At 50.7% G+C, this 22093-nt stretch carries 17 protein-coding genes; 3 read left to right on the top strand and 14 right to left on the bottom strand.

What is annotated here, in order from left to right; genetic code table 11:
• Positions 1–2: 2 nt before the first annotated feature.
• The 14 genes from HF324_RS05765 to tgt form a co-directional block, all read right to left on the bottom strand.
• Positions 3–1748, bottom strand: a complete 1746-nt coding sequence (locus HF324_RS05765; protein WP_168862090.1) for a YfbK domain-containing protein — start codon at positions 1746–1748, stop codon at positions 3–5.
• 198 nt (positions 1749–1946) lie between these two features.
• Positions 1947–2489: a hypoxanthine phosphoribosyltransferase gene (gene hpt / locus HF324_RS05760; RefSeq protein WP_168810346.1), complete on the bottom strand. Its 543-nt coding sequence runs from the start codon at positions 2487–2489 to the stop codon at positions 1947–1949.
• Between the two features lie 52 nt (positions 2490–2541).
• On the bottom strand, positions 2542–4014 hold the full coding sequence (locus HF324_RS05755; protein ID WP_168810344.1) for a glucosaminidase domain-containing protein: 1473 nt from the start codon (positions 4012–4014) through the stop codon (positions 2542–2544).
• A 37-nt stretch (positions 4015–4051) separates the two neighbouring features.
• Positions 4052–4690 (bottom strand): O-methyltransferase, encoded by a 639-nt coding sequence (locus HF324_RS05750; protein ID WP_168862089.1) that lies wholly within the window; start codon positions 4688–4690, stop codon positions 4052–4054.
• Between the two features lie 129 nt (positions 4691–4819).
• Positions 4820–5518 carry an LOG family protein gene (locus HF324_RS05745; protein WP_078668787.1) on the bottom strand — a complete coding sequence of 233 codons (699 nt, stop codon included), beginning with the start codon at positions 5516–5518 and terminating at the stop codon, positions 4820–4822.
• Positions 5519–6065: 547 nt separating this feature from the next.
• Entirely contained in the window at positions 6066–7193 is a 1128-nt protein-coding gene (locus HF324_RS05740) for a TIGR03364 family FAD-dependent oxidoreductase (RefSeq protein WP_220101276.1), read from the bottom strand.
• Between the two features lie 20 nt (positions 7194–7213).
• Positions 7214–7891 carry a phosphonatase-like hydrolase gene (locus tag HF324_RS05735; protein WP_168810340.1) on the bottom strand — a complete coding sequence of 226 codons (678 nt, stop codon included), beginning with the start codon at positions 7889–7891 and terminating at the stop codon, positions 7214–7216.
• 150 nt (positions 7892–8041) lie between these two features.
• Complete coding sequence (locus HF324_RS05730; protein ID WP_168810338.1) at positions 8042–8623, bottom strand: porin family protein; 582 nt, start codon at positions 8621–8623, stop codon at positions 8042–8044.
• 68 nt (positions 8624–8691) lie between these two features.
• Positions 8692–9717 carry a PorP/SprF family type IX secretion system membrane protein gene (locus HF324_RS05725; RefSeq protein WP_168810336.1) on the bottom strand — a complete coding sequence of 342 codons (1026 nt, stop codon included), beginning with the start codon at positions 9715–9717 and terminating at the stop codon, positions 8692–8694.
• Between the two features lie 6 nt (positions 9718–9723).
• Positions 9724–13380: a DUF7948 domain-containing protein gene (locus tag HF324_RS05720; RefSeq protein WP_168810334.1), complete on the bottom strand. Its 3657-nt coding sequence runs from the start codon at positions 13378–13380 to the stop codon at positions 9724–9726.
• A 163-nt stretch (positions 13381–13543) separates the two neighbouring features.
• Positions 13544–15580 (bottom strand): ATP-dependent DNA helicase RecG, encoded by a 2037-nt coding sequence (gene recG / locus HF324_RS05715; protein WP_258539548.1) that lies wholly within the window; start codon positions 15578–15580, stop codon positions 13544–13546.
• Between the two features lie 184 nt (positions 15581–15764).
• The gene (locus tag HF324_RS05710) at positions 15765–17090 is read right to left on the bottom strand and encodes a citrate (Si)-synthase, eukaryotic (RefSeq protein WP_168810332.1); all 1326 of its coding nucleotides are present in this window, start codon (positions 17088–17090) and stop codon (positions 15765–15767) included.
• A gap of 554 nt (positions 17091–17644) precedes the next feature.
• Positions 17645–18724: an LptF/LptG family permease gene (locus HF324_RS05705; protein ID WP_168810330.1), complete on the bottom strand. Its 1080-nt coding sequence runs from the start codon at positions 18722–18724 to the stop codon at positions 17645–17647.
• A 38-nt stretch (positions 18725–18762) separates the two neighbouring features.
• Entirely contained in the window at positions 18763–19893 is a 1131-nt protein-coding gene (tgt, locus tag HF324_RS05700) for a tRNA guanosine(34) transglycosylase Tgt (RefSeq protein ID WP_168810328.1), read from the bottom strand.
• On the opposite strand from tgt, the gene HF324_RS33345 reads away from it, so the two are divergent.
• From HF324_RS33345 to rsmG, 3 genes are all read left to right on the top strand, one after another.
• Positions 19817–20062: a hypothetical protein gene (locus HF324_RS33345; protein WP_168859587.1), complete on the top strand. Its 246-nt coding sequence runs from the start codon at positions 19817–19819 to the stop codon at positions 20060–20062. The genes tgt and HF324_RS33345 overlap by 77 nt on opposite strands.
• Positions 20063–20137: 75 nt before the next feature.
• A complete protein-coding gene (locus HF324_RS05695) occupies positions 20138–21274 on the top strand; it encodes a glycosyltransferase (protein WP_168810325.1) in 1137 nt (378 codons plus the stop codon).
• 180 nt (positions 21275–21454) lie between these two features.
• Positions 21455–22084, top strand: coding sequence for a 16S rRNA (guanine(527)-N(7))-methyltransferase RsmG (gene rsmG, locus HF324_RS05690; RefSeq protein WP_168862088.1), 630 nt, complete (start codon positions 21455–21457; stop codon positions 22082–22084).
• The last annotated feature ends 9 nt before the right edge of the window (positions 22085–22093 follow it).

The raw sequence follows: 22093 nt of genomic DNA, 5'->3' as shown, positions 1-22093 counted from the left end.
CCCTAGCGTTTCATCTTACGGACCTGCTTCACCATCTTCAGGAACTCCTGCCGATACCCTTCTTTGTCTTTACCGAGGGCCCTTCGGGCGATGTCTGTGACCATATCGGCATCACCGCAGCCACGGTAAGCGGAGTTACGGAGTATCATGCCCAATAAGGCCACAGCAGCGGCAAACCGGCAATCGTCCGGCGCCTTCTCGAAAGCTGTGGCATCAGCTTTCACCCCGGCTTCCAGCGTACACAGGGCAGTGTCCTGCGGATGACGGTAAGCGATGCTGACATTGGCCAGCAGGCTGTCGCCCGCAGGTACGTTGTCACGCGGCACGATCTCATACATGGCCACCGCACAATGCCCGCTCCCTACTATGCCGCCGCCGTGTTTAGCCGGAGCAGCCGTATCTGCTTCATACACTTTGTTCTCATAACCAATAAGCCTATACGATTTTACAATAGCGGGGTTAAACGTTACCGTTGTCTGCACATCGCGCGCCACGGTGAAAAGCGTACTGCCGAATTCGCGCGCAAAGATCTTACTGGCCTCTTCCAGGTCGTCGATATAGGCGAAGTTGCCATTACCCTTGCTGGACAGGGACTGCAGCTTGGAGTCTTTATAATTTTTCATTCCGAAACCCAGGCACGTCAGCAATACCCCGCTTTCTTTTTTTTCCATGATCAGCTCCTCCATTTCGGCGTCGCTGGTAAGCCCTACGTTGAAGTCCCCGTCCGTAGCCAGGATCACGCGGTTGTTACCGTCCGGGATAAACTGCTCCACGGCGATCTGATAGGCCATTTTAATGGCCGCCTCGCCGGCAGTGGCACCGCCGGCCACCAGGTCATCGATGGCATTCAGGATTTTCTCTTTCTGGTCTCCGGCCGTAGCGGGCAGCTTGATACCGGGCGTACCGGCATAGGCCACGATGGCCACCTTGTCTACCGGCCGCAGGTTGTTGACCAGGATACGGAAAGCCGCCTGCATCAGGGGCAGCTTGTTGGGCACGCCCATGGAACCGGAAACATCGACCAGGAAGACAAGGTTGCTGGGCGGCAGGCTGTCTGTTTGCAAGGCTTTTGCCCGCAGCGCTATCTGCAGCAGCTGATGCGCCGGCTCCCAGGGGCAGGTGGTATAGTGGCTGTATATCGCCATGGTCTGGCCTTCCGGTGGCAGCGGATAATTGTAATGGAAGTAGTTCACCATCTCTTCAATCCGGACGGCATCTACCGGCACCGGTTCTTTCAGCCGCAGGAAACGCCGGATATTGCTATAGGCGGCCCTGTCCACATCTACTGCAAATACGGACACGGGCTGCACCTGCGTGCGGGCAAACTTGTTTTCATAAGTGGTCCCGTATGTTTCGTTGTAAAAAGCATGCACTCCCATGCCTACGTTGCCGTAGTTGGGGTTGCTGTTCTGCCGTGTGCGGGCACTGGCTTTTGCCAGGGCAATGGCATCAGGGCCTTTACGTATAGGCGACAATGTTATCAGCAGCCGGTCAGCGGCTTTCACCTTCAGCTGTAACGGGCGATAACCTTCCCGGGTAAACAGCAGTTGAGCGACAGCGGAGGGAATCCCAATTCTGAAAAGCCCGAAGGCGTTGGTCAGCACCCTGGTCGTATCTTCCGCAACGCTGACGCTAACGCCGGCCACAGGACGATGGGTAATACTGTCTTCTACTGCTCCCGACACCCAGATTGTTTGTGCATGTACGCTGCCAGCCCATAACAACAGGAGTAATAGGAATTTTCGCATATGTTAAGGTAAGCATTTTCACGCAAAGCCGTCTCGCAAAGCACGCAGAGGAGCAAAGAGCGCAAAGATTTTTTTTAAGTTAAAATAAGAAAACAAAGGAGCGGAGAACAAATTTGATCTCCGCTCCTTTGTTTTCTTAGCTCGCTTATAATAAAATCTTTGTTTTCTTTGCGGGCCTTTGCGTTTTTGCGAGAAACCCTACGCTTCTTCCACCAGCTGGTAGATTTCCGGCAGATTGCGGCCCAGACCATCGTAATCGAGGCCATAACCCAGCAGGAATTTATTCGGTACAGAAAAGCCCAGATAGTCGATTTTAATAGGATGTACCATCGCTTCCGGCTTGGTCAGCAGGGAAGCCACCAGCAGTTTTTTAGGTTGCTGATGTTCCAGTTGCGGCAGGAACTGGCTCAGTGTTTTACCGGTATCCACAATATCCTCGAGGATCACCACCGTACGGCCGAAGAGGTCTTCATCGAGACCGATGGCCTGCACCACGTTACCGGTAGATTTGGTCCCTTTGTAGGAGGCCAGTTTAATAAAGGATATCTCAGCCGGAATGTTGAGATATTTGAACACATCACCGGCAAACATAAAAGAACCGTTAAGGATCGCGATAAACAGCGGGCGCTCGTCTTTAAGGTCCCTGCTCATGTCTGCAGCCATCTGCTGAATGCGCTGCTGCAGCTCTGTTGCACCGATATAGGGCTGGAATTGCTTGTCATGCACCTGAATAACCGACATAATACTACTTCATTTCCATATTTAACAATGATAAGCAGAAAAGGATCACTGCTTATTTATTCACCAACAGGCGCTGCCCGATTTTGATATCGAACCCCTGCAAATTATTCCATTCCTGTAACTGGGTTACGGACTTATTGTACATTTTAGAGATACCGTACAGGGTTTCTTTGGGCTGTACGTCGTGGTATCTGGCGCCTGTACCGGCAGCTGCCGGGGCGGGTTTATATACCGGGGCCGGCGTAGCCGGGACCGGGGGCGGGGCGGGCCTGTATACCGGTGGCTGCGGAGCCGGAGCCGGTGTGGTCGTTTTAGCGGTGCCATTGGTACCCACTTCCCCTACTTTTTTCAGGTCTTCTACCATATCTACAGGAACGCCTCCCTGTTGCGGGCGGGCGGGCGCAGTTTCAGGCGCGGGAGCGGCGCCACCGGTATTTTTGGCCACTTCTTCCCCGAGCTTTGAAAAATCTTCCGGAGGTTCCTGGTCTTCTTCTTTCAGGATACGGGTGTTTTTCGACAGCGCAGGAGTGCGGGCGGCAAAACCTTCGAGGGAGAGGCGCTGACCGGCAGCAGGTTCTTCACCTTCATGCATTTTATTGCGGCGGCGCAACCATCTCAGGCGGATCCCTTCTGCCTGTGCGATGTCGTGCATGGTTTCGCCGTTGCCTACGCTGTGATATTCTTTATTGCCGCTTTTGGCTTTCTTCTGCAGGAAGATAAACATGTCTTTCCGGGGAGGATTGTCATTGTCGAGGTCATTGAAGCGAACCAGCTTGCTCAAGCGGATATTGTGTTTGCTGGCCAGCTGTATCAGGGAAGTACCGGCTTTCACAAATACCACGCGGCGGCCGTTGATTTCAAATACTCCTTTGGGGTAGTTGCCGGCGGCGGGCTTATTGCCTCCCTGCTGGGGCCGGGTGGCAGGTGTGCGGTTATCCGGACGGCTGTTGTTACCGGCATAAACAGGCGGTTTCTCTTCGTAAGATTCCTGTTCAGGGGCCGCTTTGCCCATGACGATCAGCGAATATTGCTGGAGGTTATAATCTTCAATGATCTTGATCAGCTGTTGCGGATAGGTTTTGTTCGTAGCGTAACCGGCCTGTTTCAGTCCGAAAGCCCAGGACTTATAATCTTCCTGGTCAAACTGGAAGAGGAACGAATAGCGGGGATTGCTGCGCAGGAAATCGGAGTGGTCGCGGTAAGAATCCCGGGCGTTATCGTATACGCGGAAACATTCCTGTGCGGCGTCGTCATCATAGCGGATGGTTTTGCCGGTCCAGGTGTTCTTACATTTGATACCAAAGTGGTTATTGGATTGCAGGCAGAGGGTCCCGTTGCCGGACTGCGTTTCCACAATACCCTGTGCGAGTTTGATGGCTGCGGGCACGCCGGTACGGCGCATTTCCTCCATAGCAATGCTCTTATAAGTGGCGATGTATTGCTGGGTGGTGATCTTCTGTGCCTTCAGCAGAGGCATGCAGCCAATAAGAAAACTGACTACCAACAAAAATTTTCTTACTTGCATGTATTGTCGAATTTAATGGGCATGGTGTGGTGCCGGTTTATTTCTTCCTGATCAGGAGGATACCGTCGCGAATGGTGAGTAATACCTGTTCTGCGCGGTCGTCGGCCAGCACTTTCTCGCAAAATCTGACCATGGCTTTTGCCTGGCTCCCCTGCTCGTTCTCCGGCTGCAGTACCTGTCCATGGTACAAGACATTATCAGCCAGGATAAATCCGCCGGGGCGCAGTTTTTCCCAAACCAGGTCGTAATAGTGCACATAACCGGCTTTGTCAGCATCAATAAACACTAAATCAAACACCTCATCCAGTGACATCATCACTTCGGCTGCCTTACCGATATGCATTTTTATTTTACCGGCATACCCGGATGCCTCAAAATATTGATGGCAAAGAGTTTCCAGTTCTTCGTTGATATCGACGGTATGCAATATCCCGTCATCCGGCAGGCCTGCGGCCAGGCAGATGGCGGAATATCCCGTATAGGTGCCCAGTTCCAGTATCCGGCGGGGCTGCAGCATGCGGCTCACCATCTCCAGGAACTTTCCCTGTACATGGCCACTCAGCATATGCGGCAATTCTACTTTCAGGTGTGTTTCCCGGTTCAATTTGTACAACAGCGGACTTTCTGCGCTGGTGTATTTCTCTGCAAATGCCTCAACTGCCGGTAGGAGCTCCATATATAAAATTTCTGCAAAGCTATGAAAAAACCGGTTGCGGCGACACCTATACACATAACGTTGCCCGGCCGGAATTTATTCTTCCGGCTAACGGGCAGGTATATCCGCGCCTGACGGGCGCGGCCGTCATTAAAAGTTAGGTCTGAGTTTATTCGTGGTATAAAATACACGGAAATACTCCACCACCTCGTCGGCAGTATCGAAAAGCTTCAGCAGGCCGAGGTCCTGCGGGTTAATGTTGCTTTCTTTTTCCATCATCACGGTACGGATCCATTCCAGCAGACCGCTCCAGTATTCGCGGCCTACGAGTACCATCGGGGTTTCTTCCATCTTCTTGGTCTGGATAAGGGTAGCCACTTCAAAAAATTCATCCATGGTGCCAAATCCGCCGGGCATCATCACAAAGCCCTGTGAATATTTGGTGAACATTACTTTGCGGACAAAGAAATAATCGAAATTGAGCCTTTTATCAGGGTCAATAAAGCCGTTGGGATTCTGTTCATGCGGCAAGGTGATATTCGCCCCAACCGATTTACCATTTGCGGCCTGTGCGCCTTTATTGGCCGCTTCCATCACACCGGGGCCGCCGCCGGTAATGATACCAAATCCCTCTTCTGCCAGCCTGCGCGCAATTTCCTGCGCCAGCTCATAATAGCGGTTGCCCTGCTTGGTGCGGGCAGATCCGAATATTGATATACAGGGTCCTATTTTAGCAAGCGATTCAAAGCCTTCCACGAATTCCGCCATGATCTTGAAGATCTGCCAGCTGGAATGCGCTCTTGTTTCTGTCCAGTCTCTTTCCTTGAGGTGTTTTAAACTACCATTCATGCCGTTGCTGTTTTTTTGTAAGAAAATGCTACCCCTGCCTACAGGGCAGGAACACCCTGTAATTTATAGAATTATTGGCTTTTTGGATATAAAGAAATAAAAGCAGGTAACTTAAAAGGAACCCGCTTTACATTTAACACGTTATGAACATGCAGCCATGTCGTTAAAACCTGGCTACAGAAACGTTGCTAAAGTTGGGTGATGCAATATGGTGAATATGTTACCAGCAAAATAAGGCCATCATTGTGGCAATTGTTTTCATAACGTTTGATCTGCATTTAATTTATTAATAATTCATGCAAAATCCTAATCATTTTGGGATTTTGTTATTTAGATATTTAGATATTTGGTTTAGGGTAGCTTAGATATATAAAAAGGGAGAACTATTTCGCCTATACGAAACCGTTGTTATTTGGGTATTTGGTTATTTAGTTATTGGGGATCGGAGGAGCGGTTATTTGAAAAGGGAAAGCGGCTTTGCCTGTGCAAAACCGCTTTCCCCACTCAATAAATATCAAAATATCCAAATGAACAAATAACCAACTGACTACCTGGTCAGTTCTTCTGCAAGGCCGAAAGACAGCGTCATACCGGCTCCGCTGAGAGCGTTCACAATGGTAACATCCTTTTCAGGAGACATTACCAGCTCGGTACCACCGTTGGTCAGTTTGGGATAAATGCCATGCCACTGTTCCTGGATAGTATACGCCGGTGCTTCGAGGAAAGTATGCATGTACTTCAGAATAAGGTCATTGATAAACGCTTTGTCAAATGGTTCGAAGTCCGGACCATATTCATGCGAATCACCAATGGTCAGTTCGCCGGCGCCGTTCTGGGAAATCAGCAGGTGGATGCCCCATTTTACATACTCCGGCATTTCCTGTTCAAAGCGTTGTTTGAGCGGTGTCAGCGCAGCGCAGTCACTGAAAGAAGCATAGTGCGCGAGGGTGAGTCCGGCGCAGAGCGCAGGTCCCAACTGCCAGTTGCCTGGCTGCGGAATGGTGCGCATCATCTGCAGCTTGCATTTGGTAAGAGGCGCCGTTGCATAGGCGGCAGGATATAATGTTTCAAAATCAGCGCCGCTGCAAACATATACCTGGTCTACTTTCCACTTTTCGTCTTTCGTTTCGACATACGGCATGCTGATACCGTTAACGGCTGTATTAAAACGAACGGTCACATTCATTTTCTCCCCGAGGTGGCGCGCAATGGCAGCGCTGGCCTGCCGCGGGTTGACGGTCATCTCCGTCGGGCTCCAGAGCGCCCCCTTCAAACCTTCGGTTTTGATGGCCTTCGTATACTGACCGATATTTTCCGGTGCTATCAGCTGACACTCAAATCCGTTGGCGGGCGCAGCAGCAGCAAATTCCTCCAGCACAGCCAGCTCGTCTTTTTCATACACCAGGTGCAGGGAACCGGTTTCCTGGCATTGCAGGCCGGTAGCCGCCGCCAGTTCTTTCCATACGCTGCGGCTGTGCATGGCACGCTGGTACATTTTACCGGCACGCTGACCGATAGGCCATACCAGTCCGAAGTTGCGGATGGAAGCGCTGATAGCCCTGCTGTTCCTTTCAAATAAAACGACTTTTTTTCCTTTGGACGCCAGTTTATAAGCCATGGCCAGTCCTACGATGCCGGCGCCTACTACCGCTACATCCGCTTGTTGTTGTTGCATGATCGCTGTTGAGCAAGAGTTTATAAAATAGATAACAGTTCATCGAGAGATGCCACCAGGTGGGTATGTGGCCCCTTCTCCAGTTCCTCCCGGCTATAGGCGCCTGTGGTAACGCCCACTACATAACGGCAACCGGCGTTGGTACCTTCTTCCAGGTCAGAAATGGTATCGCCGACCTTCATCACCTCTCCGATACTGCGTACTTCCAGCGTTTCCATGATACGATAGATCATATAGGGATACGGGCGGCCATAAGGCACTTCGTCGCTGGTAGCGACAGCGTCTACAAGCCCCTGCTGCTGCCAGCCGGTCCTCTGCAGGATCACGTTGGTAATGTCGCGGTCAAAGCCCGTGTCCAGCGCCACTTTGATGCCTTTCTGCCGCAGGGCCGCGAATACGGCCGACACCCCCTGTTTCTCCCTTACGGAACTGTCGTTCGCGTAATGCGCTTTCATATCTTCCACAAACCGGGTGTGCAGCTCACCGATAAATTGGTCATCCGCATGCCGCGCGTCGTTCTTCTGTTGCAGTAAATAACGGATCGCATATGGTTTGGCGTATCCCATTACTTCATTAACTTCCTCAAGGGATACATGCACCCCCGCCAGCCGGATGGCCTGTTGCAATACTTTCGCCACATTGGCCTCATCGTGCAGCGTAGTGCCGGCAATATCAAAAACAGCTAATTTAATCTCCATCTCTTTAAAAATTGATGGCACAAAGGTATAAAAGTTGTAAAAATAAGTTTAGCCTTTATAAACAAATTTAACAAGGAGGTAACATGGGGAAGGAATAAAAATACCCGTTCAGCGCTCGCCAAACGGGTATTCAAAGTATGTTCCCGGAGATCAGAACCCTAAACCGGCGCCTACACGGTAGACAAGGTTATTACGGTACGGAGAACGGTTATCCTGGATCACATCATACATGATGGAGATACCGATACCTACCCTGCCGCCTACGCTCTGGGTATAGCCTGCGCCTACCAGCAGGCTGGGTACGCTGTAACTGGTGCTGAAGTTACGTTTCGGGTCTGTATAGTAGATCGTTGACTTCTGTGTGATATAGTTGTACTCCGGCTGGATATGCACAAATACCATAGGAATAGGATATACGCGCCCCCATACGCCGCCGCCGAAGATGGTGTATTTATCCCGCTGTGCAGTATTGCCATAACCATCGTAAGTTTTATACTGGCCATACTGGGCATTCACATTGATGCCCGCAGCAATGTAATCGTTAAAACGGTAACCCACCAGCGGGGAAATATCCACATTCGTATAATCGCCAAAAACCATCCCCAGCGAGCCTCCCAGGATGAGCCGGGAACGATCGAAACCACGGGGTGCGCTGGTGTCTGTTTTGTAATACTGGGCATGCGCCAGCTGGGCGGTCATAAGAAAGCAGATACCTATTAATAAACGTTTCATACCTGGTGTATTATGTTTAAAGTGGTGATAGCATGTTCCCGGCAAAAATAACCATTTACTGTATCTCTTTAGAAAGACGGACAGATAGTAGACCTTTTTGCATTGTTAAATCCTCTGTTGGAATATAAGCCACTGTATACCAGGCCGATTTCATAGGCGCCTCTCCTGCTGTTGGACACTGCGAGGTTGGAGGTGGTCACATCGTAACTGAACTGAAGTTTAATATTACTCAACTGGTATCCTACCATAAACGCCGCAGCATCTTTGGCGCGGTAGTAGATACCGCCGGACACCTGTTTATCGCCATCGCCGGAGAGATTGTAGGCGGCATTCAGCCCTATGACAAACTCACTGACGCCGGCCTGCCGGGAGTAATAAGCGCTGGGGTTGACGATCAGCACATCACTGGTTTTGATGCTTGCATTCAGAAAACCGGTATAACGGCGGGGTACTTTGTTTTCGCCGTCGTAGAAAGTTTCCCGGGGGGTATTGACATGCTGTACAGCAACGCCGGTATTAATATACAGGTTTTCCGTAGGGAAAAAAGCGTAGTTCATCCCTACGTTCAGATCGAAATAATTCACACTGGACTGGGTAAACGGTTCCGCTGTAGGCAACTGCGAGTCGAAGAATTTTCCGTTCCACTGGTCTCCGAAAGTCAGTTTGGTTATATCCACGCGCTTATTGGCGGCGCCGGCCTGAAAGCCCAGCGACAGCAGGCTGCTTTCGCCCAGCAGCTGATGATAGGCGATCGAAGCATACCCTTTGGTGGAAGAAAGGTTTCCGCTGCCCGCCACGTCACGAAGAACAACACCGCCCACGCCCAGCCAACCGTAAATAAGCCGGTCGCTCAGCAGCTGGAAATCACCATATGCCGACATGGTCCGGTAAGGTACCGGAATACTCGTCCATTGGTCGCGGTAATTAGCCCCTACCCGGAAATTTCCGTCAGGGATAAAACCGGTATTGGCGGGGTTGGTGGTTAACGGTGAATTGAAATACTGCGAAAAGTGGAGGTCCTGTGCGGACGCACTGATCGTGAGCAACATTCCAATTACCCACCCCGCGGTGATGTTAACAATCAGCTTCTTCATGACTCATCATCTTAACAAGGTTACATTTCCTGTCTTATTGGCCTTCGTTCCGTCAGTAAACTCGAGGCTTACTACGTAAGCATATGCATCCATGGGCTGCACAGCTCCTTTAAACCGGCCATCCCAGCCTATCCTGGGGTCAGAACTTTCAAAAATCAACTGTCCCCAGCGATTAAATATCTTGAGGTTAAACTTCGTCACACCAAATGACTTCACGTAAAACACATCGTTCATGCCGTCATTATTGGGAGAGAATGCCGTGGGCACATCAAACAACGGTACAACGATAGCCGTTACCTGTTTGCAGACGGTATGCGTACATCCTTCCCTGTTAGCAGCAGTCAGACATACGTTGTAAGTACCGGTCTTCAGGTATTGGTGCTGCGGGTTACGAACAGATGTAGTGTCACCATCGCCGAAGTTCCACAGGTAATGCAGCGGTTCCTGTCCCTGTGTCAGGTTGGTAAAGGTCACCGGCGTATTTTCTGTAGCCTTGGTGGGCATAAAATCAAAGTCTGCCACCGGTGGTTCAGCTACCAACACCGTTTTGGTAATACTGTCTTTTTTGTTGCAGGTGTTTTCATCCAGCACCAGCAGTTTCACTTTCCATCTGCCTGGCACTGCGAATTTATGTATCGGGTAAGGCTCGGTGGATTGTTCGCCGTTATCTTCAAAAGTCCACAGGAAACTTTCCCCGCCCAGGGTGGTATTGTCCAGTTGCAACTCGGTACCTACGCAAACGGTATCCGGCATATTGAATTGCGCGGTAACGTTTACGGCCACACGCAATGGCTTGGTGATCGTTTGCGGTGCGTTACAGAAGTTGGTATCTACCAGGGTCAGACTTACATTATATACGCCCGGTGCAGCGAACTTGTGGTTGTAAGGGAATTTGGACGGCCCCACATACTCCGGTTTGGAACCATCGCCCAGATCGAAGATAAACGAGCTGTCACGGAAGGCCCCTGCCGGTGTGGCATTGCTGGTAAAAACATACGCCAGGGCTTCGCAGGGCGGCTGCCGCTGTGCGTCAAAGTCGAACTTAGCTTCATTATTTCCCAGCTTCACATCAATATAAGCAGTGTCTGTACCGTTACAGCTGGCACGGTCCACTTTTACGAGCATCACCCTGAAAGTGCCTATCTGGTTGAAAGTATGCTTAATGGTATCTTTTCCGTTCACCACGGTCCCATCCGGGAAATGCCACTCCCATCTTTCCGCCGGCAGGCGGGTGGTATCCACGAAAGTGATTTCGCTCGGCACACAGTAGTTTGTTCTGCGGCCAAGGGTTTTAATACCCGCTTTCACCCCGTCGAGATTGAACGCAATTTTTAAAGCGCCATAGTTACAGGCAGGGGGCGGCACACTGGAGTAGGCGCCCGGCGTGGTCGGGTAACGTGGTTTGCTGCCGTTCTGGCTTACGTTACACCATGCACAGAGCCCCTGGTAGATCACACCGTTGCGGTCAAAGCGGCTGGTGCCGCCATCTACGTGTTCATACAGGCCATTACCGCCAAACCAGCTGCCGAACAGCTGTGCGGCAGCATCACGCTGCAATACAAAGAAGTAGAAATCCATCCCGTCGGTAGAGCTCTGGACAGGATTTTTTGCCGGCAGGCCAAAGGTGCCGGAGTTGGGATAATGCAGTGAATTGTTGATACCACCGCCCCAGCCGGACACATATACATTCTCGCAACGGTCCACCAGGAAAGCGGTAGGCGAAATAGAAGGCGTGGAAGCCAGCTGACGCCGCTTGCCAAAAGTAGTGGAATACACAAACGCACTCAGGTCCGGTTGCATCTTCACGATATACTGCAGCGAGTTATCATTGTAGTCGCCGGGATTAAGCAGTTTGACAGGCCATGTGCCTTCGGTGGTTCCCATCGCATATACAAATCCGTTCTTGTCCAGTTGTATACCATACACCTGGTCGGCGGAGGGATCATTGGAACCCAGGAAAGTGCTTTGTAATATCCTGGAACCGTCGTTGGCGATATGGGTGATAAAGCCGTCACACACACCGCCGCGGTAAGTGGAATAAAGAGCGCCGGGGGTAACGGAAAAATTGCTGCTGGCAGTACCGCCGGCCACGTATAAAGTATTGAGTTTATTGAGGGCGATAACGTAAGCGGCATCTTCGGCGGAGCCACCGAGATAGCTGGACCATACCAGTCCCCTGCACATAGGATTGATCTTCATCACTACGCCATCCTGCGAGCCGCCGAAGGAGCCCTGGAAAACGCCCGGCGTTACCGGGAAATCACTGGAACGGGTACAGCTGGCCACATAGATATATCCGGCGTCGTCAATCACTACTTCACTGCGGGCATCGTCACCGTAGTTGCGTAACAGCACCCAGTCGCCGCCCGCGCGGTTTTCGCGCATATTCACGCCGTCATCGGCGCCGCCGGCCACAATGAGGGACCCGATCAGGCCGCTACCTGTAGCGTTCAGTTTGGTGACCACGATATCCCATCCGCCGCGGTTAGTGCCTTCTACTTTGTCGTATGGATAGTTGGCGGAAGTGGTCCTGCCGGAAATAACGAGATTACCCTGGGGGTCCACGAAAAGGCTGTGCGGTTGCTCCTGCCCGTCGCCCCCGAGGTAGGTGGCGTAAATCAGCCGGGTACCATTGGGATTGAATTTGGAGATGGCGATGTCAAAGGTACCGCCGTTGAACGCCGTTTTATAGGCGCCCGGCGTTGCAGGGTAACCTGGATTAAATACAATACCACCGCCATAGAAATTGCCCGCATCGTCATAGGTAGCGGTAAATCCCCAGTTGTCTGCCCGGGAACCGGACACCGTGGAAAACACATATACCGGGTCTATCACCAGCGGGTAAGCGGGGTCATAGTCACCGGAGATTTTAAAACCTACTTTATTACCATTCAGCTTGTAAGATACTTTTACCGACACGCGCTGGTTATTGACATACTGGTAAGCATAAGGCAGTTGTTCGATGACATCGCCCACGGTAGTGTGTATCAGCAGCTGTCCTTTTTTGATCTCCATGCCGGTGGCGCCGTCGTACGCTAACTGCACTTTATCCGGATTGGCGCCTGCTGCTATAATGAGATCATATTTCAGTTGGGAAGCATCGGAGTAAACATGTGCGTCGATACCAGGATACAACGACTTATACATCAGTCCCTGGTAGGATTTCACGTTGGACGCCCATTTGGACCTGTCGTTACCAATCAGGTAGTTATTGAGTGATTCCTGTGGTTTTTCCGGGATGATTTCCGGGTTTTCGTTGGCGCCGACAAAATTAACCTGGTACGCATGTCCTCTTACATCCGGAAATCTGCGCGGCCGTCCTGGTCCGTCATTTGTGGCTGTAGCGGCGGCTTTGGCGGCAGTGCTGTTTTTAGGGACGACCACTGCGCCGGAGTCGGCGGCTTCGCCATGCCCGTGCATGTATTCAAACAGGTCGTGCATATCTTCCTTGCTGTACAGCATGAAAGTGAAGCCTGTTTTTCTCAGCCATATATCGGCGGTACCCACGTCTGACTTATACAGGACCTGAGGGTCCCATTGACCTTTGTTTTCAATAAAGTTCAAGGGAGTGAAATTGGTTGACTGTTGCCCCCGGGCAGTATAACCGGTAAACAACAGGAGGATCATCATTCCAATAAGGCCGCTCGGGAGGGTAAATTTCAACGGGATAAGATTTATTTTAATGCCAAAAAAACCAATATACATCTATAAACGCAGAAGCCCATTAAATTGTTACGGGCGCAGGATATAATACCGCTGTCCGGACGATATGTTCAGGGATTATATCAACTATTCAGACGGTATAAATTAATAAACGTTAAAAACGTCAGGAAATTTTACTCCATTGAGATTTCCCGCGCTGAAGCGCTAAATATTCTTTTAAGCCTTGATTTTCAGGGAGGACGAGATCGGGATCTTCCGACAGTATTTTTTCTGCGCTGGCGCGGGCGGCTTCCAGTACGGCTCTGTCCTGTACGATGTCCGCCAGTTTGAAGTCCAGCACCCCGCTTTGGCGGGTGCCTTCGATATCTCCCGGGCCGCGGAGTTCCATGTCTTTTTCGGAGATGATAAAACCGTTGTTGGTTTGCACCATGACATTGATGCGTTCTTTGGATACCTGTCCCAGTTTGGTGCCTGTCATCAGGATGCAGAATGACTGCTCTGCGCCGCGGCCTACGCGGCCCCGGAGCTGGTGCAACTGTGAAAGGCCGAAGCGTTCCGTACTTTCAATCACCATCACGGAGGCGTTGGGCACGTTAACGCCTACTTCGATAACGGTGGTCGCCACCATGATGTGGGTATCGCCGCTCACGAAGCGTTGCATGTTGGTTTCCCGCATTTCCGCCGGCTGCCGGCCATGCACCATACTGATGTAAAACTGCGGTTCGGGGAAAAATGCTTTCACTTCCTCATAACCTTTCATGAGGTTTTCATAATCCAGCTTTTCACTGTCTTCGATGAGGGGGTATACGATATAAGCCTGCCGGCCTTTTTTGATTTCGTCTTTGATAAAGTTCATCACCTGCGGGCGCTGGAACTCTGTACGGTGAACGGTGGTAATGGGTTTTCTGCCGGGCGGCATTTCATCGATCACGGACACGTCCAGATCGCCGTAAACGGTCATCGCCAGCGTACGCGGTATAGGCGTTGCCGTCATGACAAGGATATGTGGCGGAATGTTGTTTTTTTCCCATAGCCGTGCCCGTTGGGCCACCCCGAAACGGTGCTGCTCGTCTACGATGGCCATGCCGAGGTTCTGAAACACCACTTCTTTTTCCAGCAGGGCGTGGGTGCCTACGAGGAAATGGATGCTGCCGTCGGCAATGCCGGCCAGTATTTGTTTACGGGCCTTGCCTTTGATGCTGCCTGTCAGCAGCGCTATTTTTACCGGCATATGCTGTAGCAATTCAGCCAGTCCCTTATAATGTTGCTGTGCCAAAATTTCCGTCGGCGCCATCAGGCAGGCCTGGAAACCGTTGTCTTTTGCCAGCAGCATGGTCAGCAGGGCTACCATGGTTTTACCGCTGCCTACATCGCCTTGTAACAGGCGGTTCATCTGCCGGCCGTGCACGGTATCCATACGGATTTCCTTCAGTACGCGTTTCTGCGCGCCGGTGAGGTCGAAAGGCAGATGGTTGTTGTAAAATTCATTAAAGGATTCGCCGACCGCGCCAAACACATAACCGTGCGACAGCTTTTGCCGTTTGATTTTGAGGCGGCATATCCTGATCTGCGCGATGAAAAGTTCTTCAAATTTCAGACGGCGCTGCGCCTGGTGCGCTTCCTCTTCGCTGCCAGGCAGGTGTATCTTGAAGTAAGCCATGGACCGGGGCATCAGCCGGTACTGCTGCAGCACTTCCACCGGGATGTTCTCTCGTACTTCCATCGGCGACATCTGTTCGAGCAGCGCTTTTGTCAGTTTTCCGATAGCCTTTGCCGTTAGTCCGCGCGCCTTCAGTTTTTCCGTGGTGGAATACACCGGTTCCAGGTGTTGTTTTCCTGTGGCGATTTCTTCCGTGAGCAGGTCCATTTCAGGATGTGCCAGCTGCGGAACGCCGTTGAATACGGAGATACGGCCAAACACCAGGTAGGACACGTTCTCGCGCAGGGATTTCTGCATCCACTGCCAGCCCTGAAACCATACCAGTTCTATGACGCCGGTTTCGTCTTTGAAGGTGGCTACGAGCCGTTTACCTCTGTTCTCTCCTACCACTTCCATGCGCAGGATACGCCCGCGTATCTGCACAAAATCCTCATAGCCGCTCAGGGAAGCGATCTTATCTATCTTGGTACGGTCTACATACCGGAAGGGAAAATACTGTAACAGATCGCCGAAAGTATGCACGCCGATCTCCTTACGCAGCAGTTCTCCTTTCTGCGGTCCTACGCCCTTGAGATATTCTATCGGGTTGGATAATATGGCAGTGAAAGTTGAAATAATGAACCGGTTTTAGTGAGCCACGAAGATAATTTAAAAAGATTAGCGAAGATAAAAGCTGCTACAGCTTTCATCTTCGCTAATTATATTTTTCAGTTGGTAGGCGGAATTATTCTGCGTCTGCAGTCACCTTTCCTTCAACAAACTGTTTCATCCATTCGGTTGTAACGGATTTAGGTCTTTCGAGGGAGAGACCCAAACCTCTGTCCCAGCAGAGGGAAGCCAGTACGCCCAGTGCGCGGGATACGCCGAACAGCACGGTGTAGAATTCATATTCCACCAGGCCGTAGTGTACCAGCAATGCGCCGGAGTGTGCATCTACGTTAGGCCATGGGTTTTTCACTTTGCCCAGTTCCTGTAAAATTGGCGGTACGGTTTCATATACGGTCCACACAATTTTCACCAGTTCATCGTTAGGCAGGTGCTTTTTAGCAAATTCCATCTGTGCGGTGAAGCGCGGATCTGTTTTACGCAGTACAGCGTGACCATAGCCCGGCACTACTTTACCTTCAGACAGGGTTTTGCGAACATACGCTTCGATCTGCTCTTTGGTAGGCATGCCACCACCAAGTTCTTCGCGCATGGCCAGTATCCACTTGATCACTTCCTGGTTGGCCAGGCCGTGCAGCGGGCCTGCCAGGCCGTTCATACCGGCGGCGAAAGACAGATAGGCGTCGCTGAGGGCGGAGCCTACCAGGTGTGTCGTGTGTGCGCTCACGTTACCACCTTCGTGGTCGGCGTGGATCACCATGTAGAGGCGCATCAGTTCTTTGAAGCCTTCATCGGAATAACCCAGCATATGGGCGAAGTTACCTGCCCAGTCCAGCATGCCGTTGGGCTGGATATGCTGGCCGCCCTTGTATTTGCGGCGATAGATGTAAGCAGCGATACGGGGAAGACGGGCGATGAGGTTCATCGTGTCTTCATACATGTAGCTCCAGTAGTCTTTTTTATTGATACCTTCAGCATAGGCCTTGGCAAATGCAGATTCTGTCTGCAGCGCCATGATACCTACGGTGAACATCGTCATCGGGTGGGTAGTGATAGGCAATGCCTCAATAGCATCAAATACGTGGTTAGGTACATGAGAACGGCGTCCCCACATGCTGGATAAAGTCTGTACATCCGCTTCACCCGGCAGCTCACCAATCAACATCAGGTAAAACAACCCTTCTGGCAACGGTTCAGCACCACCCGGCGCTTTTGGCAGGTGTTCTCTCAGCTCCGGAATGGAATATCCACGAAAACGAATGCCCTCGTTGGCATCCAGCAGGGAAGTCTCCGTTACAATGCCGGTAATACCGCGCATCCCCTGGTAAACCTGCGCCACTGTTACGTCTTCAATTTTTTTTGAGCCGTGGTTCTTTACCAGGTCCTTTACTTCAACGTTAAGTTCATCTGCTTTAACCTTGAATTTTTCTTTTATGTACCCCATTTTACTGCTATTGTTTATAAAATGAAACAAAATCGATCAATTGTCAAAAGTAATGATTTGTTAACGAAGTTACCACCATTTAGCAGTATTTAATGTCAATTTAATAAGCAAAATACCCGTAGCATACAGGGAGAATACCCCTGCATGAAACCATGTAATAATATTACAAATCAATCATTTATAGATAAAAAATAAACCACACGGAATCGACGTTAAAGAAATGTAAATTTTTTCAGAACGAATTGAAAATATTGAAAGCATGCCGCTTAAAATTTCATTTTTATTTATCAGATCGGACAATTTTTGTTTACCCGGCCAGAATGGGCGACCGTTATAAAAAGAGGTTGGAAATAAATGGGCTTTTTTTCACGCCTGATAAAAAAAGACGGCATTTTCAGCGGGATATACAGGGACAGAAAGGCACCCGGCCGGGATGGAAACCGGCGGCTTCCACCGGAAACACCCTTCCATTATGCATTACAAAAGGAAAAACATGAAAAACAACGCAGCCCGGGGCGTCAGCCACGCGAACCGGGCACGGAACGAACAGGGCATCATTTCGGCGCGCGGCGGTACAGGTAGAAGGCCAGTGCACCGAAAAGCACGTTGGGTATCCACACGGCCACGAGGGGGTTCAGGTCTGCCTTGGTGCTGAATACGGTGGTAAACTGCATGAGAATAATGTAGCTGGCGCTGATAACGATACCCACGGCGAGGTGCAGCCCACTGCCTCCTCTCACCTTTTTGGCGGCGATGATTCCCCCGATGAGGGTCAGGATCACCACTGCAGCAGCGGCGGAGGTCCTGCGGTAATACTCTACCCAGTAGGTATTGAGGCCTTCAGAGCCACGGATGGCCTCCCGCCGGATATACCTGCGCAGATCGGGCGTGGTCATAGCTTCCTGCAGGTTTTTCACCTCTATCAGGTCTTTGGGGTCCAGCGCTATTTTGAGGATGGAATCCTGGCGGCTGTACCATTTTTCGTGCAGCCCGTCCATATGCCTTACAGACACATAGTCCAGCCGCCATGCCTTTTTGGTGGAGTCCCAGGAGATGCGGTCAGCCCGCAGCTTGACGGACATCAGCTGCTTATCCACTTTTGACAGGGTGAAATTGCTGCCACTTTTATAGTTGGGATCGTAGGTCCCGAAGGATACGTAGGTAAAACTGTCGATGCGGCTGGAGCGGTCGTACTGCGACTGCTGGCTGTCCGGTGTGCGGATACGCGTATTTTCAAAAGTGGTGCGGATACGGTTGGCGTTGGGCACCACCCAATAGTTGGCCAGCCAGAGGATACCGCCAAAGAGGATCGCGCCTACCCAGTAAGGGCGCAGGAAACGGCGGAAGCTTACGCCGGCGCTCAGGATAGCGATAATCTCCGAGCGGTACGCCATTTTGGAGGTAAAGAAAATAACGGAGATGAATATAAACAGGGGGAACAGCAACGCAGCGATGTGCGGGATAAAACCGAAGTAATAATCCACAATCACATCATGCAGGGATATGTTGTACTTTATGAAATCATCTATTTTCTCTGTAATATCGATCACTACGGAAATGACCAGCAATATCATCAGGGAATAAATAAACGTTCCAATGAGCTTGCGTAAAATGTACCAGTCGATTTTAGTCATGAGCCCAAAGATATTAGTTTATTTTATAGTCTGAACTTTTACAGCCGCGTTTTCAGTTGCTGCACCATTCCCGTTTTCCAGGCAGCAAAAGTACCGGCCAGGATCTGGCGGCGGGCTTCTTTTACCAGCTCCAGGTAAAAAGCGAGGTTGTGAATGCTAGCCAATGTCATGCCTAAAATTTCGCCGGCTACAAACAGGTGGCGCAGGTAGGCCCGGGAGTAGTCACGGGTGGCGAAACATTCGCTGTTGGCGTCGATAGGATTGAAATCGGTCGCCCATTTCTTATTGCGGATGTTGATCACGCCGTTCCAGGTAAAGAGCATGCCGTTACGGCCGTTACGGGTAGGCATCACACAGTCGAACATATCCACGCCGAGAGCGATATTTTCCAGGATATTCCAGGGGGTGCCCACGCCCATGAGATAGCGGGGTTTGTCTTTGGGCAGGATTTCGGTCACCAGTCCGCACATCTCATACATCTCATTTTCCGGTTCCCCTACGCTCAGTCCGCCAATGGCGTTGCCTGCGGCGCCGCGGGAGGCGATATATTCCGCGGAGGCCTTCCGCAGGTCTTTATAGGTGCTGCCCTGCACAATGGGGAACAGCGTCTGTTCGTGGCCGTAAGCGGGCCGGGTATCTTTAAGTCTTTGTATACAGCGGTCCAGCCAGCGGTGCGTCAGGTCCATGGATTTACGGGCGTAACGGTATTCTGACGGGTATGGCGGGCATTCGTCGAACGCCATAATAATATCAGCGCCGATGGTCCGCTGGATGTCCATCACATTTTCCGGGGTAAACAGGTGTTTGGAGCCGTCGATATGGGACTGGAATACCACCCCTTCCTCCTTGATTTTGCGGTTGGCCGCAAGGGAGAACACCTGGTATCCGCCGCTGTCGGTCAGGATGGGGCGCTCCCATCCGTTGAATTTATGCAGGCCGCCGGCCAGTGACAATACTTCCAGTCCCGGGCGCAGGTAAAGATGATAGGTATTGCCCAGAATAATCTGTGCCTGTACATCATCGCGCACCTGTTCCTGGGTAACGGCTTTCACGCTGCCCACTGTGCCTACCGGCATAAAAATCGGCGTTTCTATGGTACCATGGGCGGTGGTAATTTTGCCCGCCCTGGCATTACTGCCACTATCTGTAGATATCAGTTCAAAATTCACGGCTCTTAATTTCAGCGTGCAAAGATCGGATTATTTGGGCATTTTGTTATCTGGTTATTTGACCGTATTGATTTTGGGATTTACGGATTTTGAGATTTACGGATTGGGGATGGGGATTTTGTTTATTGATTTAAAAATTGAAAATATGGTCTACTCCCAAAATCCGTAAATCCCTAAATCTCAAAATCCGTAAATTTTTTTATTATTTTACAGATAATAAAAATATTATATTTTTGCCAGCATTATGCTTGACAATCTGGGTGAAATTGCCTTATACTTTTTCGCTACCGTAGCAGGAATTCAGACGATCTATTACCTGTTTGTCTTTTCCCGGGTAGCTTTTTATCGTCGTAAGTTTGACCTGGACCAGGCGCCTGGCGGCCCTTTTTCCGTGATCATCTGCGCCAAGGATGAAGAACTTAACCTGCAGAAAAACCTGCCGGGCGTATTGCAGCAGCGTTATCATGTGCACCATAAACCGGAATATGAGGTAATAGTGGTCAACGATAACTCTGAAGACGATACCAAATATTATCTCCGCTCCATAGAGCCGGGTTATCCGCATTACCGGCATATTGAAATCAAACAGGCCGCTAAATTCATCCCCGGGAAAAAATATCCGCTGTCTATCGGCCTGAAAGGCGCCCAGTACGACAACGTACTGCTGACCGACGCCGACTGCAAACCGGGCAGTACCTACTGGCTGACACTGATGAGCCAGGGGTTTGAAAACGACAAGGAAATTGTGCTGGGTTACGGCGCCTATCATAAAAAACCGGGATTCCTGAATAAAGTGATCCGGTACGAGACCTTCTTCAGCGCCATGCAACATCTTTCTTTTGCCATGAGCGGCATGCCCTATATGGGGGTGGGCCGCAACCTGGCTTACAAAAGGGAACTGTTTTTCCGGCATAAGGGTTTCACCAGCCACCAGCACCTGGCCAGCGGTGACGATGACCTGTTCGTCAATTCCGCCGCCAACCGTAAAAACGTAGGGGTGGTGATCGACAAGCAGGCCTTTACCTATTCAGAGCCGAAGCTAAGCTGGAAAAGCTGGTTCAGGCAAAAGACCAGGCATATGTCTACCGGCAAACACTACCGGTTCGGACATAAGTTTGTACTGGGCCTGTTTTCCCTGACGCATTTCCTGTTTTATCCGGCCCTGGTCTTCGCGCTGTTTTTCCCGCCGCCTATCCTGTGGTATGTACTGGGTATCTTCGCGGCCAAAGTGCTCATACAGTCCGTTATCACCTACTCGGCCATGCGCCGGCTCGACGAGAGCGATCTTTTCAAGCTCAGCTGGCTGATGGATATTTTCATGGTGCTGTATTACATCATTTTCACACCGGCACTGATGTTCAGGTCTAAAAACAAATGGTAATACCATTTAGGGATTTTCTGATTTACGATTTTTTTGATTTTATTAACTGATAGAAACGGAGCCCGAAGCCTTACCCGCTTGGGGCTTTTTATTTTGAATTTTGTTGGTCTTCGCTTTTTTATCTCTGGAAATCAAAAAATCGTAAATCAGAAAATCCCTAAATGATTTTACTTTTGCGCCATGGAAATTGTTTTAAAGTACTTCAGCGATTTTACGCCTGCACAATTGCAACAGTTGGAAGCCCTGAAAGGATTATATGAGGAATGGAACGGGAAAATCAACGTTATTTCCCGGAAAGACATTGATTCCCTGTATGAGCGGCATGTGCTGCACTCCCTGAGCATAGCGGCCATCGCAGATTTCCAGCCGGGCACCCAGATACTGGACCTGGGTACGGGAGGTGGTTTCCCGGGTATCCCGCTGGCCATCTTTTTCCCGGAAGTACAGTTCCACCTGGTAGACTCCATCGGCAAAAAAATCAAGGTAGTACAGGGCATTTCCGAAGCGCTTGGCCTGAAAAACGTTACCAGCGCGCATACCCGCGCAGAAGAAATTAAAAACCGTAAATTCGATATCGTCGTATCAAGGGCGGTAGCCCCACTGGCCGACCTCTGGCGGTGGAGCAAACCCCTGCTGAAGAAATCGGCCGTGTCCGGCAAGCAGTTCGAAAAGGGGCTGATCTGCCTGAAAGGCGGCGACCTGGCGCAGGAAATCTCCGAAAGCGGCGTGAAACCGCGGCTGCTGGAGCTTTACGAGATTTTTCCGGAAGAAAGCTTCAGGGAAAAATACATCGTGATGGTGAAAAGCTGAGGATAACCG

The organism is Chitinophaga oryzae, from assembly GCF_012516375.2.
GTDB lineage: Bacteria > Bacteroidota > Bacteroidia > Chitinophagales > Chitinophagaceae > Chitinophaga > Chitinophaga oryzae.
Note: the sequence above shows the minus strand (reverse complement) of the source record. Positions and strands in the feature narration are given on the sequence as shown.